Source organism: Streptomyces viridosporus T7A (assembly GCF_008704515.1).
GTDB classification, from domain to species: domain Bacteria; phylum Actinomycetota; class Actinomycetes; order Streptomycetales; family Streptomycetaceae; genus Streptomyces; species Streptomyces viridosporus.
In genome coordinates this window covers 4,762,338-4,777,695 of the sequence record NZ_CP023700.1, presented here as the reverse complement: position 1 = coordinate 4,777,695, position 15,358 = coordinate 4,762,338, and the positions used below count along the sequence as shown (strand labels likewise).

Sequence of the window (15,358 nt, the reverse complement as noted above, 5' to 3'; positions counted from 1 at the left end):
CGGGTGGTGTCCTCGCTGCTCCGAAGCATCGGGGGAGGCGTGGAGCGCCCTAGGGCTCCTGGGTGGCGGGGCCTTCCTCGGCCTCCTCGGCCTCCTTGCGCCTGGCCTTGAGCACCGGGGTGATGAGCAGGTCGTACACGAGGACACCGGCGACTGCGCCGATGAGCGGGCCCACGATGGGGATCCACCAGTAACCGCTGAACCACCCGAACGTGCCGGGGAGGGCGATGGGGCCCCAGCCTTCGAAGAAGGTGAACAATCGGGGGCCGAAGTCGCGTGCGGGATTGATCGCGTACCCGGCGTTGGTGCCGAACGTGAAGCCGATCGCGACGACCACCAGGCCGATGAGGAACGGGCCGAGGTTGGACATCGGAGCCGTGTTGCGGGTGTCGATGAGCGCGCAGATCAGCAGGAGCAGGATCCCGGTGCCCACGATCTGGTCGAGCAGGGGGCCCCACCACGAATTCCCGAAGTACTCGGCGGGGAACGTGGCGAAGATCGAGTACGTCGCCAGCGACTGGTCCCGCGGTACCCCCGCCTGCGCGTTGGCCGCGTCGATCGCCCACCGGTAGCACGCGTAGACGAGTGCGGCGCCGACGAAGGCGCCCGCGAGCTGCGCCAGCCAGTAGGGCAGGACCTTCCGCCAGGGGAAATCCCGCCGGACCGCGAAGGCGAGGGTCACCGCGGGGTTGATGTGGGCGCCGCTGACACCGCCGGCGACGTACACGCCGAACACGACGGCGAGGCCCCAGCCCCACCCGATGATGAGCCAGTTGGCGGGCCCGAACTCCACGACCTGTCGGCCCGACCCGGGCAGACCGACCACCGCGACGGCCACCGACCCGACACCCAGCAGGAGCAGGACGAACGTTCCCAGGAACTCGGCGATCATCTCGCCGCCGAGGCCTTCTCGATAGCCTCGTCGACGAACAGCGCTTTGTGCCATCGGTCCTCCTATGCCGGAAAGAGCTGAACCATCCGGTATTCACCCGAGTACATGGCCGAAGAGAAATGTGAAGGTGCGGGAAGGGGCGATCCGATGGGTCCGCGGAGTCGCGGGATCCTTCTCCACGGAGCGCCGCGCGGCGCCCGTCACGGCCGTCCGGGAAGAGACCGCCGGTGCGCGGGCCGAACAGGGGCGGAGGCGTCCGTCACCCGTACGGGATCGGTGACCGAACGCCACCTAGAGTGAAGATATGCGCCTTATCGGCGATATGCATCTCCACACCATGCGGGCCCCGGAGTGATCACGGCACTCGGCCGCCCGGCGCACAGGCGGCGTGCAGCGGCAGGGGGAGCGGCGTGAAGCGGCAGGGGAGCGGCACACCGCGCCGCCCGGCCCCCCGGCCCCGGCACGGCGGCCGACACGAAACGCTCCGCCCGCCCCTCGAGGGGCGGGCGGAGCGGGAGAGAGGGGTATCGGTACCGGTCAGCGCAGGGTGCGGGCCACCTCGACGGCCCAGTAGGTGAGGATGTTCTGCGCACCGGCCCGCTTGATGCCGGTCAGCGCCTCCAGGATCGCCCGGTCCCGGTCGATCCAGCCCTTCTCGGCGGCGGCCTCGATCATCGAGTACTCACCGGAGATCTGGTACGCGGCCACCGGCACGTCCACCGCGTCCGCGACCCGCGCCAGGACGTCCAGGTAGGGGCCCGCCGGCTTCACCATCACCATGTCGGCGCCCTCCTCCAGGTCGAGCGCCAGCTCGCGCATCGACTCGCGGAGGTTCGCCGGGTCCTGCTGGTACGTCTTGCGGTCGCCCTGCAGCGAGGAGCCGACGGCCTCCCGGAACGGCCCGTAGAAGGCGGAGGCGTACTTGGCGGTGTAGGCGAGGATCGCGACGTCCTCCCGCCCGATCTGGTCGAGGGCGTCGCGGATGACGCCGATCTGCCCGTCCATCATTCCGCTGGGGCCGACCACGTGGGCGCCCGCGTCGGCCTGCACCTGCGCCATCTCGGCGTACCGCTCGAGCGTCGCGTCGTTGTCGACCCGCCCCTGCTCGTCCAGCACCCCGCAGTGCCCGTGGTCCGTCGTCTCGTCGAGGCACAGGTCGGACATGACGAGCAGCTCGTCCCCGACCTCGGCCCGCACGTCCCTCAGGGCCACCTGGAGGATCCCGTCCGGGTCGGTCCCCGGCGTGCCCACGGCGTCCTTCTTCGACTCCTCCGGCACCCCGAACAGCATGATCCCGGAGATCCCGGCCGCCACGGCCTCCGCCGCCGCCTTCTTCAGGCTGTCCCGCGTGTGCTGCACGACGCCCGGCATCGCCGCGATCGGCACCGGTTCGCTCACGCCCTCGCGCACGAAGGCCGGAAGGATGAAGTCGGCGGGGTGCAGCCGGGTCTCGGCGACCATCCGACGCATGGCGGGGGTGGTCCGCAGACGCCGCGGCCGCGTGCCGGGAAAAGATCCGTACGTCGTCATACCACCTACGCTACGCCCGCCGCTCCCGTGCCTTTGCCGACGCGGAGTCGGCCCCGGGCGGGCCCTGGCCCCGCCCGGGATCCTCCGCGTCGCGCGCCCCGGCCGCGGACGCGGTTCGGCCGTGGGCACGGTTCGGCCGTACGGGTGAACGGCACGGCCCCGCCCCTGCGCGCCGCGGACGCCACCGGCGCGGAGCCGCTTCCGCTCAGGCCGCCGTGTCCCATGTGCCGCGCAGGTCCTCCTCCTCGTCCGGCGGCCGCCGCGCGGCCTTCTCACGGGCCCGCAGGACGGCCCAGGCGAGGAGGGACGCGCAGGTGAGCCACCAGGGCAGCGGCCAGAGGACGGGCCACCAGCGGGCGGACGGTTCCAGGAGGAGGTCGGTGGCGGCCGTGGCCATGCCGGCGGCGAGGCTCCCGCACAGCAGGCGGCCGGCGTGCCGGACGGCGCGGGTCAGCCGGTGCGGACCGGTGCGGTGACGAGCGCGGGAACGGCAGGAGGGCAGGGCTCTGCCCGGTTCGCTCATGGTGGGAGGGTCCTTCACGGCAGCAGGCGTGGATGCGGCACGGAACCGGCCGAACGCGCTCAGTGTGCATGCCATGAAGCAGCACCCACAGGAGTCCCACGGGACGGACACGCCCTCTGAGACAAGTTCCCACCAGGCCGTTTCCCGCGTCCGCACCCGCGAGACCTCGGTAAGCGCTGTCTGCGCACATGCCGCCAGGGACCGAACTTGGCCGAAAAAACACCGCTGAGGACGGCGGGCATCACGAATCGAGCCCGCTCCGAAGGTTTTCGGTCAATGCCGCCACGAAGAACGGCCGGGAATCGGACCACTTCACACGCCGCACGGACCGACTCGCTCCATAATCCTCCCTTTCGCCCCCGACAAGTGGTGGGGCTTGTTCCGGCCCGCATGCGGAGGGCGTTCGAGGGCACGGCACGTCACTTTGTGTGCGACTCGTGACAACTTGTGCAACACCGGTGACCGAGGAGGTCACCGGTTCCGACTGTCTGTCGTACTCCTGACATCCTGCGGGGGAAGCCGATGCACTCGCGTGCTGCGCGTACGTCCTTGTGGCGTGCCCGGAGAACACACGGAACCGCTCTCGTCGCGGCGGTCACCACCGCCGCCGTCGTGATGGCCGCGGCGCCCGGCCTGGCCGCGACTGGAAAGCCGGAGCTGCCGGAGCCGGAGAGCCCGTGGACCAAGCCGACCAAGGTCGAGGCCCCGGCCACGCCGGCGGGCTCCACGAAGCCACCGGCATCCGAGGCGGAGGCGGAGCCGTCCGCGGAGGTCGCCGCCTGGCGGGCGGCGCAGAAGACCCGTGCGACCGGAAAGGGCTCCGCCGCCCGCTCGGCCGCTGCCACTGAAGCCGCCGAGACGCCGTACCTGCCCGAGGGGCAGGGCGAGGTGCCCTGGCACCGCATCCTCGACACCCGCCTGAACGACGCCCTCGTGGCCCGGGTGAACCTCTCCAACGGCAACCTCATGCTGGCGGCCACCGACTTCGACATCGCCGGCGTCGGGCGGAAACTCCAGCTCACGCGCACCTACAACTCCCTCGAAGCCCCCTGGGGGAAGGTCTCGCAGCGCTGGTGGCAGGCCTACGAGCGCTACCTCCAGGTGAACGACGGCGAGGTCGTCGTCCTCGACGCCACCGGCGACGCCCTGCGCTTCGAGGAGACGAGCACGGGCGGCTACACCACCCCGGCCGGCTACTCCAAGGACCTGAGGAGGAACACGGACGGCACCTACACCCTGACCGACCGCAAGTCCGGCACCCGCGACACCTACGACGAGCACGGCACGCTGACGAAGGTCACGGACAAGAACCACGGCACGATCACCGTCGACCAGCACGACGAGACCGGCGAGCACCAGGGCTTCAAGCTGACCGAGACCCGCTCCGGCCGCTGGATCGACCTGGTCAAGACGTACGGCGACCAGTGGCAGGCCAAGGACCACACCGGCCGCACCGCCGTCCTCGATCTGGACCCGGCCGGCAACCTGGCCAAGGTCACCGACACCGCGGGCAGGGCGACGGGGTACGCGTACGACTCCTCGCGCCGCCTGACGAAGGTGACCACCCCCGAGGGCACGGTCACCCTGTTCACCTACGACGGCCACAACCGCGTCACCTCGATGCAGCGCGCCACCGCCTCCTCCGGCAGCGGCCACACCGGGCCGACCTGGCGCTACGACTACACCGCCGCCACCCCCTCCGACGCGGGGACGACGACGGTCACCGACCCGGACGGCGACGAGACCGCGTACGTCCACAACGCCGACGGCGAGGTCACCAAGGTCACCGACCCGCTGAACCACTCCCGGCACGCCAAGTACACCAACCACCTCCTCCGGACGGCGACCGACGCGATGGGCACGGGCGCGGACGGCACCGGCGGCAACACCACCACCTACGGCTGGGACGACCGCAACAACGCCACCTCGGTGGAACTGCCGATGGGCGCGACGGCATCGGTGACGGCGTACCGGACGATCGCGGGCACCGACCTGCCCAACGACTTCACCTCCGCCGACGGCCGCGAGGACTCCTTCACCTACGACGCCAACGGCAACACCCTGTCGGTGACCACCTCGGGCACCGCCGGCGGCGAGCGCACCTACACCTACAACAAGGCCACCCCTACCTGCGGCGGGTTCGAGGGCCAGCGCTGTACGGCCACGGTGAAGATGTCCGGCACCAAGTCGTCGACCACGTCCTTCACCTACGACGGCGAGGGCAACCTGAAGACGGTGACCCCGCCCGCTCCGCTGGGCAGGACGGAGTACACCCACGACGCGCTCGGTCGCGTGGAGACCGTCACCGACGGCCGCGGCATCAGGACCGTCTACACCTACGACACCCGCGACCGGGTCAAGAAGGTCTCCTCGACGAACGCGACCGTCACGTTCGACTACGACGGTGACGGCAACCTCAAGTCCCGCACAGACGCCTCCGGCACCACCGGCTGGGACTACGACGAGCTCAACCGCGAGAAGGTCCGCACCCTGCAGAACGGCGCGCAGACCGCCCTGGCCTACACCCCGGGCGGCGAGGTCGACCACTACACCGACTCGACCGGCAGGACCGACTACACCTGGGACGCCGCCGGCCGCCTGGACTACCTGATCGCCCCGGACGGCAAGAAGACCGACTTCGACTACGACGCCAACGACCGGCGGACCGAGACCGTCTACCCCGGCGGCACCACCCAGTCGGTCACCCTCGACGACAACGGCCGCCCGAAGGCCGTCAGGACCACCGCGGGCACGACCACCCTGGTCGACCTCACCTACTCCTACACCGACGCGGGCAAGGACACATCGAAGATCCGCACCCGCACCGACAACCTCACCCAGCTCACGACCACCTACACCTACGACACCCAGGACCGGCTGTCCTACGCCCTGGAGGCCGACTCCGCAGGTGCGCGGAAGGCCTCCTGGCTGTACTGCTGGGATCAGGCCGGCAACCTCACCTCCCAGGACGGCGGCAAGAACACCTGCCCCGGCTCCACGACGTACACCTACAACGACGCCTCCCAGCTCACCGGCAAGAACGGCTCCACCACCGGCTGGTCCTACGACAAGCTCGGCAACGAAACCGCCGCAGCCGGCAACACCCCCCGCACCGGCGAGACCTGGACCGACCACAGCCAGCTCTCCGGCATCACCACGGGTGGCACGACGTACGACCTGGTCCACGCCGGCACCGACAACTCCGAGCGCACCAAGCTGGGTTCGACCTGGTTCCACCACACCGCGCTCGGCCTGGCGTCCACCACCACGAACGGCGTCGACACCGGATTCATCCGCGAACCGGCGGGCACCCTGAACTCCATGACGACCGGGGGGAAGTCCTACTACTACCTCACCGACGCCACCGGCAACGTCCTCGGCCTCGTCGACGCCACCGGCAGGCGCACCCACACCTACGCCTACGGCCCCACCGGCCTGCCCCGCACCACGCCGACCGAGGCCGTCCCCCAGCCGTACCGCTACGCCGGCACCTACCTCGACCCGACCGGCCTGTACAAGATGGGCGCCCGCCACTACGACCCCGCCCTCGGCCGCTTCACCCAACCCGACCCGTCGGGACAGGAAACCAACCCCTACCTCTACGCGGGCGGTGACCCCGTCAACAACACCGACCCCACTGGACTGGCTCCCTCTGCTGGAGAAATCACCGTGGTGACCCTGGGCGTCGTCAGCATGGCGACGGGGGTGGGCGGAGCCTTGGCCGCAGGAGCCGTCACGGCGCAGGTGCTTGGCGGTATCAGCCTCACCACCGGTATAGCAGGCGGTGTCGGTGGGGTGGCCTGCATGTTCTCGGACGGGTGTTAGAAATGAAGATCGCCGCTTACGGCCTGCTTGCGGTATCGCTGATCGCGATGGCTGTCGCCACCGGCGCGATGGTCACCAGTGACGCGGAATCGGCGCGTCACCGATCGGCACGAAAAGCCGTGCTCATCATCGCGCCTTTCATCGTGCTCGGCATCGCAGGGATCCTCCTGACATAGCCGAGGTTCCTCGGGCGGGTTCGTGCCGCGTTGCTGCACGAACCCGCCTACCACCATCACCGACGCCACCGGCAGGCGCACCCACACCTACGCCTCCGGCCACCGGAACCGGGTGCGCAGCCGCTACGGCGGGCACCGCGGTCCTGGCAGCGGCTGCGCCGGCGGTATGCGCCGGTGTGGGCTTCTACACGGGGAAAATCGTTTCCGACGCAATCTCCGGGTAATCGGAAAGTGGCGGGTCGGCACCACAGCCGATCCGCCACGACTTAGGAGAGCCGCGGTCGACTCGACTCTTTCACCGGCGCGGACAAAGTGAAGCGCAATCTGAAATTCACAGCGATCGCCACCGTCCCCGTCCTGTGGGAACCCGAGGTCTTCCCGACCAGGAGTAGCTTCCCCCGCGCTTCGTCCTGTGGCCCGTTCCCACCGGGACCTCGCTGACAATCGTGCGCACGGTGACCCAGGAGAAGCCCGAAGCTCAGGCGGGCGGGCCGGACCGATTGCTATGATCTGCAGGTCGGCCTTCGGCGCCCCCACGGGAGCGTCCGGAGGCTTTTTTCATGCCTTCCGACACTCCCTCACCCACCGCGCCCTCCCCCATCGGCTACCGCGCCCTGCTCCGCAACCGCGAGTTCGCCGGCCTGTACGCCGGCTTCACGCTGACGGTGGCCGCGAGCACCCTCTCGGGCTTCGCGCTCGGCACGCTGGTCGACCGCCGGACCGGGTCCCCGTTCCTGACGGCCGTGAGCATGTACGGCGCCACCTTCGCGACCGTGCTCGGCGCCCTGACGCTGATGTCGGTCGCGGACGGCGACCGCCCCCGCCGCACCCTGGTCACGCTCCAGTGCGTCTCCCTGGCGGGTGTCGCCGCGCAGGCGGTCCCGGGGCTGCCGCTGGCCGCCCGGTTCGGTCTCCTGCTGGTGCTGGGCTTCTTCCAGTCCCTGGCGACCGGCACGCGGATGGGACTGCTCGCCGAGGTGGTGCCGGCCTCCGCGTACGTCCCGGCGCGCTCACTGATGAACATCACCGCGGGCGGCACGGCCATCCTCGGCTTCGCGCTCGGCGCCGTACTGCTGCGGTACCTGAGTCCGCAGGGCCTCTTCGTCACGGCGGCGGTCCTGACCGCGGCCGGGCTGGTCGCGGTGGCGACGACCGTCCGGGAACACTCGGTCCGCCCGCCCCGCCGCCCCGGACTGCGCGAGACCTGGACGGCGAACACCGCGCTCCTCTCCCGCTCCGGCCCCCGCGCGCTGCTGCTGAACCTGTGGGTCCCCAACGGTCTGATCGTCGGCTGCGAGGCCCTGTTCATCTCCTACGCCCCGGACCACGCCGGCGTCCTCCTGGCGGCCGGGTCGGCGGGCATGCTCCTCGGGGACCTGACCGTCGGACGGCTGCTCACCGCCGAGTGGCGACGCCGCTGCGCGTTCGCCCTGCGCCTGCTGCTCGCCGCCCCCTACCTGCTGTTCGCCCTCCACCCTTCCCTGCCGGTGGCGACGGCCGCCGTGTTCGTCTCCGGTGCCGGGTTCGCCGCCACCCTGCCCCTGCAGGAGCGGCTCCTGGCACTGACCCCCGACCCGATCCGCGGCCAGGTCCAGGGCGTCGAGTCCGCCGGGCGCATGACCTGGCAGGGCATCGGGGCCGCGCTCGCCGGCGGCATCGCCCAGTACCTCACCCCCGGCACGACGATCACCGTCCTGGCCGCGGTCTCCCTCACCCTCACGGTCCTCTCCCGGCCGTTCGTGGCCCGCACCCGTACCGTCCGCCTCGGGAAGACCGGCACCTGACGCGGTGCAGGGGGATGTGCGGGCAGGGGGTATGTGCGGGCAAGGGCTCAGGCCGCGCATGCGCCGCCCTCTCCCGCCGCCGTCGGATCGGTCCGGCAGTCGCGGCAGCGGCCCGGTTCCGGTGCGCGGAAGACCCGTTCGCAGCCGTCGCAGTCCTGGAAGGGGTGGCGGTGCGGCCGGTGGGCCGTCCCGCCCGTGTGCGCCGCCGTGCTCGGCGAAGGCGCCGGGGCCGCGGGGAGGGGCGGGGGCAGCAGCGCGCGGAGGCGGTAGGCGATCACGCCTGCCGGGTGCTTCATGACGACGGGGAGGTCGGCGGTCAGCGTGCGGTGGACGGCGGCGGAGGTGACCCCTCGTTCGAGCCATTCGACGACGCTCGGGGCCAGTCTGTTCACGTCCCTCAGGGACAGGGTGAGGCGCTCGTCGGTACGGCGCAGTCCCGCGAGGAGGGTGACCGCCTCCTCGTGCCACCGGCCGGAACGGACGGAGTCGCGCGACGGGACCACGGGCACGGGGGTGTCGGAGACGTCCACCGGCATGTCCGGGGCGACCGGGAAGGCCGGGGCGACCGAAGCGGACGGGGTGACAGGGGCGACCGAAGCGGACGGGAGGACCGGGGCGACCGGAAGGACGGGAACCACCGGCTCACCGGGGGCTTGGTCGTCCTCCTGGAGCGTCTCCCGCGCGCCCGTGCCCGTGCCCGCAGCGGAGTCACGGGTCCGCGAGCGGGCGCGGTTCACCGCCGCCCGGCCGGCCGCCCGGACGGGGGCGGGCACGGACGACGCGGCCGCCCGGCCCGGCGACGGCGTGTGGTGGAGGTAGGTACGCGTCACCAGCCGCCCCGCCTCCGTGTGCTCACGGACCCGCTCCAGGTACCCGTGCGCCTCCAACTCCCGCAAGGCGAAGGCGATCCGGTCGCGTCCCTCGGGGAAGCGCTCCGCGAGGCTGCGGATGTCGACCGGGGTGCCCTCGGGCACCGACAGCATGTGGGTGGCCAGTCCGATCGCGGTCAGCGACAACTCGCGGTGCTGGGCGAGGTGGTTGCCCACCACCACGTACTGGCCGGACTGGTACGTGCGTACGTGCGTGACCCCGGAGGGGGTGGCGGATCGCCGAACGCCCTGATTCGGGCGCGGGGCAGGGCTAGGCTTCGTCTCAGCCATGGGGAAGGTCCTGCTTCCTCGTTGGTCAGGCCCTCGCCCTGGGATGGCAGTCCCGGCGGGGGCCGATGCATGTAGGGGCTTGTGGGGAGGCCGAGTTGCTTCGGCCGCTCTCGTGCCGAGACTGCCCGCCCGCACCACCGCCGCGCCAGCCCGTTCGACGCGTTTCACCCGCTCGAGTGATCAACGCGAGGTTTGGTGAGGTTGGTTGGTTTTTACCCTTGGTTCTTGGGTCTTTTACCGCCCGCAGCCCCGCCCCTCGCACCTCCGCGTCCCGCGCCTCCCGGCTCCGGTGCACCGCCGTCCCGGGGGAACGGTCAGGGCCCGAGGAAAACGGTCAGGGAGTGAGGAGCCGGCGCAGCGCCAGACGTGCCAGCGGGGCGTAGGCGGCCAGGACGGGCGCCGGCCCCTGCATGCCGAGCCGGGTCTCGGTCCCGTCCCGGTGGGGCCGGACCTCGTGCGTCAGACGCATCCGCAGCGGCCCGAGCCGCACCCGCCAGGTCCAGGTGCGTCGTTCGTCGTCCACGGACTCCACGAGGAACGCGGCGCGGACCCCGAGGAAGGAACGGATCGTCCCCCGCGCCCCGGGCTCGATGCGCTCGTCGCGCGTCTCCACCCGGACGATCTGCGGCGACCAGGCGGGCCACTGCCGGAAGGAGGTGTAGCGGAACCACACCGTGTCCGGATGCGCGCGGCCGACGGCCCGCAGGGTCAGCTCGGCCATGCCCCGCAACCACCCTCCGTCCGACCGGTCGCCATCGCCCCGTGCCCCCAGGATCGCCGCACCCCGGCCCGCCCGCACGTCGGAGCGGGCCGCCTCGCGGCGAGTCCCGCACGGACCCTCGCCCCGGTCCGGAACCGGCGGAGCGCGGAAGCAGTCAGAGCTCCGGCGCGAACAGGGTGAGCCGCAGCACCCGCCTCCGGGCCCCTTTGTCGGCGGCAGCGATTACGGTGCCCGGGTGAACCAGACAGCCGCTGATGACCGCAGCCTTCCGCCCGCCCTCGCCGACGTGGCCCGCGCGGAGTTCGACTACGCCGACGGCGAGGGGATCGACTTCGAGCCCTACGACGCCTTCGACTCGGCCGAGGAAACCACCGACTGGCTGCGTCAGTGGACGGGAAACCCCGAACTCGACGGCGACGCCTACCGAGTGTTCGGGCAGGACGGAACCGGCGGTCTCGCGGCCTTCTGGTACGGGCGGCCAGGTCGGCCCCTCGTCGAACAGCCCGTGGTCTTCATGGGATCGGAGGGCGAGTGCGGCGTGGTGGCCGGGAACCTGTTCGACTTCCTGTGGGTGCTGGCCGACGGATGCGGCCCCCTGGAGGCCGTGCTGTACGAGGACCGCGAGCCGCGCCCCGACGCGGCCCTCACCGCCCTCGCCGAACGCCACGCCACCACCCCCCGCCGACCGGCCCGCGACATCATCGCCGAGGCCCGGGCCGAGTTCCCGACCTTCGCCGAGGACATCGACGGACTCTGCCGCTGAGCCTCCGCCGGTACCGAGGGCACCGGCGGGGGCGGAGCTCCACCTCGGCCCATACGGTCTTGACCGGCGCCGGCCCACTGCTGACACCCCAGCGGTCGGCCAACTCATCGACCGGCAAAGGCCGTAGCCGGACTCGGTGGGCTCCGAGGAGATGCTCCGGCACACCGGCAGGCTCTCACCCCAGGCGTCGGTGACCTCGATCCGCAGCATCCCGGGCGCGGCGGACGGCAGGCCCCCGTCAGGGTGACGGCAGCGGCAGACAAGGGAGCTGCGGGTGCCGCAGGTGCTGCCCGTCCTCGTGGACGCACAAGGTGAAGGTCTCCGGCCCCGGCCGCCCGGCCGCGTCGTAGGCGTCGAGGACACGCTCGACGCACTCCCACAGGCGCACCGGTCCTCCCTCCCGGACCTGCCAGCCACCGCCGACACCGCCGCCCGGGGTCAGCGTGGCGGTCGACCCACTCACCACGTCGACCAGGTGCACGACCTCGCCGACGGTGGCCAGTTGTGTGTCGGGCACCGTGCTCTGCACGAGGAAACGCAGGTGGAAGCTCTCCTCGGTCGCGGCGGTGATCCGCTCGGGACCGTGCCGGGCGACCCGCGCCTTCCCCGGCGGCCCGGCAGCCCAGTGGGCGGGGTTGCCGAAGGCGGGCGCCGCGTGCGCACGGGCCGGCATGAAGGAAACCGTGCCGCCCAGCAGACGGCCCTCGGCGGTGCCGTCCCCGGCGACCGTGAGCAGGACGCGGGCGTATCCGTAGAGCCAGCCCGAGAGTGTCAGCAGGATCTTCCCGCCCGGCCGGGTCTGGGCGACCAGGGCCGGGGGCACGGCCCGGAAGGAGCAGGCCGCCACGATCCGGTCGAACGGTGCCTCGGGCCAGTACCCGTACTGTCCGTCCGCGACCGCGAGGGTCGGCGTGTGACCGCAGTCGTGCAGCGCGCTCGCGGCCCGCTCCAGCCGGCGCGCGTCCACCTCGATGCTCGTGACACCGGCGGAACCGAGGCGTTCGCAGGCGAGCGCGGTCGAGTAGCCCGTCCCCGTGCCGATCTCCAGCACCGTGTGCCCCTCCCGCACCTCGGCGTCGGCCCACATCCGCAGCACGAGCGACGGCAGGGTGGAGGACGAGGTCGGGGCCCCTCCGTACCGCGCGGCCGGGTGCTTCCAGTCGGGTTCGTCGCCGTCGAACTGGGTGATGAGCGTGGTGTCGGAGTACGCGGCGGCCAGCCAGCGCCCGTGGTCGAGGTCGGCGGTGACGGGCTGCCACCGGGTCAGCCCCCGTCCGTCGCGCTCGTCGGTGGGCAGGTAGAAACCGGGCACGAACCGGTGCCGGGGCACCGCCTCCACCGCCGCCCGCCAGCCCGGATCGTCGAGGTACCCGCGTGCGGCGAGGTCTTCCGCCATGACCGCGCGCAGCCGCGCGGCATCGGTCTCGAGGTCGACGGGCATCGTCATGAACAGCCCTTCCTTTCCACGGTGAGGAGGTCGGCGAACGCCTCGGTGATGTCGGCGGCGTCGGGAAGCCAGCCCCACTGGCCGTTCGGGTTGCACTCGATCGCCGTCCAGTGGTCCGGGGCGTCCCCGTCACCGGTGAGCGCGAAGTCGAAGCAGCCGAAGACCAGACCGGACGAGGCCAGGTAGGCGTGCAGCGCCGCCTCGACGGGCGGCGGCACGGTGAGGGGCGCGTGGAGCAGGGCGTTCCAGTCGCCCCGGCGCCAGTCCAGCGCGCCGTCCGGCGCGGTGACCTGCTGGGCGAAGACCCGGCGGCCGACCACGGTCACCCGCACGTCCCCGGTCTTCGGGATCTCGGCCTGGAACAGGTGCGCGGTCACGGCGAGTGCGTCGTCGAAGTCTTTCGGATCGACCCGCTGGGTCCAGATCGCTCCGGCGCATCCGTCGTCGCCAGCGGGCAGGCCGCGAAACGTCTTGCAGACGACGGGCCCGTGCCCGGCGGCGAACTCCTCCGCGGCCTTCACGTCGTTGGTGATCAGCGTCGGGGGGATCCTCAGCCCGAGCCGGGCGAACCTCCGGAGCTGGGCGGGCTTGAACTCCGCACGGGCCACCGCGGCCGGGTGGTTGACGTACCGGGCGCCGGGCAGGTCGTTCAGGACGCCGCCGAGCCCGTGCCTCGCCTCGGCGGCGGCGAAATCCCTCTGCTGTCGGGGAAGATGCGCGAACCGGGCGCCGTACGGAGTGGGGCGACGGTAGTACACCGCCGCCACCTCCCCCGGCTCCACCTCCCGGCTCGCCGTACGCAGCCGCCCACCCCACACCGGTCGGTCCCCGTCGATGCGGAAGCCGAACGTCAGGCCGGGCCCGATGTCGGCGGGGTCGACGCGGACGACGGGCACCCCGCGCGCGTTCAGCGCGGCGACGACCCGGTCCGCGGTGACGTCCTCCAGCGCGGTGACGACCAGGACGGTGGAGGCCACCCGGTCAGTCCGACTCGTAGTCGGTGGTGCTGTCGTCCTGCGTCTGGGACTGCGGGCCGCTCCCGTCACCGCCCCCGGACACCGACGCGGTGCTCGTCGTCCTCGACGTGCCGTGCTTGCCCATCTCCACCGGCCGCCCGGCCGCGTCGGTGTAACGGGCGGTCTGCGTGACGGGGTCGAGCGTCACCGTCGCGTACGGCGGCGACCCGACCGGCAGCCGGTCGGTGACCAGGCGCAGCGCCCAGGGGGCCTCGGGGGTGAGCGTCGTCATGCGGTTGTCCCTTCTCTCTGCGATGCGGTGTTCTCCCGATTCGCGTCACCCAGTGTGTTCACGCGTGCGTACCACGTTAAGGCGGGCGGCTCGTACGTCCGGCGGCTGTCCGTGAGGCGTCCGTTTCTGTACGGGCTGCCCGGCGTGACCGGGTACGGACGGTCGGGGTTGGGCCGGAGAAGGGCGCGTGACGGGAGGGCGGCGAGCATGAGCGGGTGGGAAGCGGGGCTGGACGACGAAGAGGCCGGGGCCGTGATGCGCACGGTCACACGGCAGTTGAAGCTGTGGCGCGAGGCGGCCGGTCTCACCCAGGCGGAGCTCGGGGCGGCGATCAAGTACGGGGAGGAGCTGGTCTCCTCGGTGGAGCGGGGACGACGGATTCCCCGTCCTGAGTACTTGGACGCGGCGGACGAGGTCCTGGGCGCGGGCGGCAAGATCGCCGCGATGAAGAAGGACGTGGCGGAGGTTCGGTACCCGAAGAAGGTGCGGGACTTGAAGAAGCTGGAGGCGGAGGCCGTCGAGCTGGGGGCCTACAACAACTCCGTCGTCCATGGGCTGTTGCAGACCACGGAGTACGCGCGGGCGGTGTTCAGCGTTCGTCGGCCTCCCTTCACGACGGACGAACTCGAACAGCGGCTGTCAGCCCGCGTGGCACGTCAAGAGATCATCAGCGATACGACGGCCCGCCCCCTCTTCAGTTTCGTCCAGTGCGAGTCGACGCTCCGTCGGCCCATCGGGGGCAGGATGGTCATGCGTGGGCAACTCGAACGGCTGTTGGAGGTGGCCGAGTTCCCGCATGTCGACCTTCAGGTACTTCCACTGGGCCGCGAGGAGAACTCGGGTCTCGCCGGGTCCTTCAGACTGCTCAGGCTCAAGGACGGCAGCACGGTCGGGCACGTCGAAGTGCAGCACATCAGCCGCGTGATCGCCGATCCGAAGGAAGTGCAGCTCCTCGACATGCGTTATGGGACCATCCGGGCGCAGGCTCTCAGCCCACGAGAGTCGATGGCCCTCATCGAGACAGTGCTTGGAGAGACATGACCCTCGAGCCCTACGCCGGAGCCGATCCCGACACTGTGTGGACGAAGAGCAGTTACAGCACGGACGAGGGCCCCGACTGCGTCGAGATGGCCCCCGCCTCCGACCGCATCCTCGTCCGCGACTCCAAGAACCCGGACGGCCCCCGCCTCGCCCTCGCCCCCGCCACCTGGACGGCTTTCCTCCCGTACGCCTCCGGCCACTGACGCGGAACGGACGCGAACGCGGCGGAGCGCCCCGCGAGGGGGCGC

General features: G+C 71.6%; 14 protein-coding genes. 6 read left to right on the top strand and 8 right to left on the bottom strand.

Annotation, left to right across the window (positions count from 1 at the left end):
- Positions 1-49 precede the first annotated feature (49 nt).
- From CP969_RS22225 to CP969_RS22210, 3 genes are all read right to left on the bottom strand, one after another.
- Positions 50-892: an MIP/aquaporin family protein gene (locus CP969_RS22225; RefSeq protein WP_016825145.1), complete on the bottom strand. Its 843-nt coding sequence runs from the start codon at positions 890-892 to the stop codon at positions 50-52.
- A 537-nt stretch (positions 893-1,429) separates the two neighbouring features.
- A complete protein-coding gene (gene hemB, locus CP969_RS22215; protein ID WP_004984831.1) occupies positions 1,430-2,422 on the bottom strand; it encodes a porphobilinogen synthase in 993 nt (330 codons plus the stop codon).
- Between the two features lie 205 nt (positions 2,423-2,627).
- Complete coding sequence (locus CP969_RS22210) at positions 2,628-2,945, bottom strand: hypothetical protein (protein WP_016825147.1); 318 nt, start codon at positions 2,943-2,945, stop codon at positions 2,628-2,630.
- Positions 2,946-3,560: 615 nt separating this feature from the next.
- Here CP969_RS22210 and CP969_RS22205 point away from each other — a divergent pair.
- The 3 genes from CP969_RS22205 (at position 3,561) to CP969_RS22200 (ending at position 8,730) form a co-directional block, all read left to right on the top strand.
- Positions 3,561-6,770, top strand: coding sequence for an RHS repeat-associated core domain-containing protein (locus CP969_RS22205; RefSeq protein WP_039831545.1), 3,210 nt, complete (start codon positions 3,561-3,563; stop codon positions 6,768-6,770).
- A gap of 2 nt (positions 6,771-6,772) precedes the next feature.
- Complete coding sequence (locus tag CP969_RS33295) at positions 6,773-6,946, top strand: hypothetical protein (protein ID WP_016825149.1); 174 nt, start codon at positions 6,773-6,775, stop codon at positions 6,944-6,946.
- Between the two features lie 560 nt (positions 6,947-7,506).
- Positions 7,507-8,730 (top strand): MFS transporter, encoded by a 1,224-nt coding sequence (locus CP969_RS22200; protein ID WP_016825150.1) that lies wholly within the window; start codon positions 7,507-7,509, stop codon positions 8,728-8,730.
- 47 nt (positions 8,731-8,777) lie between these two features.
- On the opposite strand, the gene CP969_RS22195 is transcribed toward CP969_RS22200, so the two are convergent.
- Positions 8,778-9,890, bottom strand: a complete 1,113-nt coding sequence (locus tag CP969_RS22195; protein ID WP_039830991.1) for a helix-turn-helix domain-containing protein — start codon at positions 9,888-9,890, stop codon at positions 8,778-8,780.
- A gap of 334 nt (positions 9,891-10,224) precedes the next feature.
- Complete coding sequence (locus CP969_RS22190; protein WP_016825152.1) at positions 10,225-10,611, bottom strand: SRPBCC family protein; 387 nt, start codon at positions 10,609-10,611, stop codon at positions 10,225-10,227.
- 235 nt (positions 10,612-10,846) lie between these two features.
- On the opposite strand from CP969_RS22190, the gene CP969_RS22185 reads away from it, so the two are divergent.
- Positions 10,847-11,374, top strand: coding sequence for a hypothetical protein (locus CP969_RS22185; RefSeq protein ID WP_004984844.1), 528 nt, complete (start codon positions 10,847-10,849; stop codon positions 11,372-11,374).
- 238 nt (positions 11,375-11,612) lie between these two features.
- Here CP969_RS22185 and tgmC read toward each other — a convergent pair whose 3' ends face one another.
- Genes tgmC through CP969_RS22165 form a run of 3 tightly spaced genes read right to left on the bottom strand, consistent with a single transcriptional unit; the run spans position 11,613 to position 14,069 of the window.
- Entirely contained in the window at positions 11,613-12,821 is a 1,209-nt protein-coding gene (gene tgmC, locus CP969_RS22175; protein WP_016825154.1) for an ATP-grasp peptide maturase system methyltransferase, read from the bottom strand.
- Positions 12,818-13,798, bottom strand: a complete 981-nt coding sequence (gene tgmB, locus CP969_RS22170; protein WP_016825156.1) for an ATP-grasp ribosomal peptide maturase — start codon at positions 13,796-13,798, stop codon at positions 12,818-12,820. Before tgmB ends, tgmC begins: the two co-directional genes overlap by 4 nt.
- A 4-nt stretch (positions 13,799-13,802) precedes the next feature.
- Positions 13,803-14,069, bottom strand: a complete 267-nt coding sequence (locus tag CP969_RS22165; RefSeq protein WP_016825158.1) for a putative ATP-grasp-modified RiPP — start codon at positions 14,067-14,069, stop codon at positions 13,803-13,805.
- A 207-nt stretch (positions 14,070-14,276) separates the two neighbouring features.
- On the opposite strand from CP969_RS22165, the gene CP969_RS22160 reads away from it, so the two are divergent.
- Both CP969_RS22160 and CP969_RS22155 read left to right on the top strand, forming a co-directional pair.
- Positions 14,277-15,110, top strand: coding sequence for a helix-turn-helix domain-containing protein (locus tag CP969_RS22160; RefSeq protein WP_026084978.1), 834 nt, complete (start codon positions 14,277-14,279; stop codon positions 15,108-15,110).
- Positions 15,107-15,313 carry a DUF397 domain-containing protein gene (locus CP969_RS22155; RefSeq protein WP_016825161.1) on the top strand — a complete coding sequence of 69 codons (207 nt, stop codon included), beginning with the start codon at positions 15,107-15,109 and terminating at the stop codon, positions 15,311-15,313. The genes CP969_RS22160 and CP969_RS22155 overlap by 4 nt, the downstream gene beginning before the upstream one ends.
- Positions 15,314-15,358 lie beyond the last annotated feature (45 nt).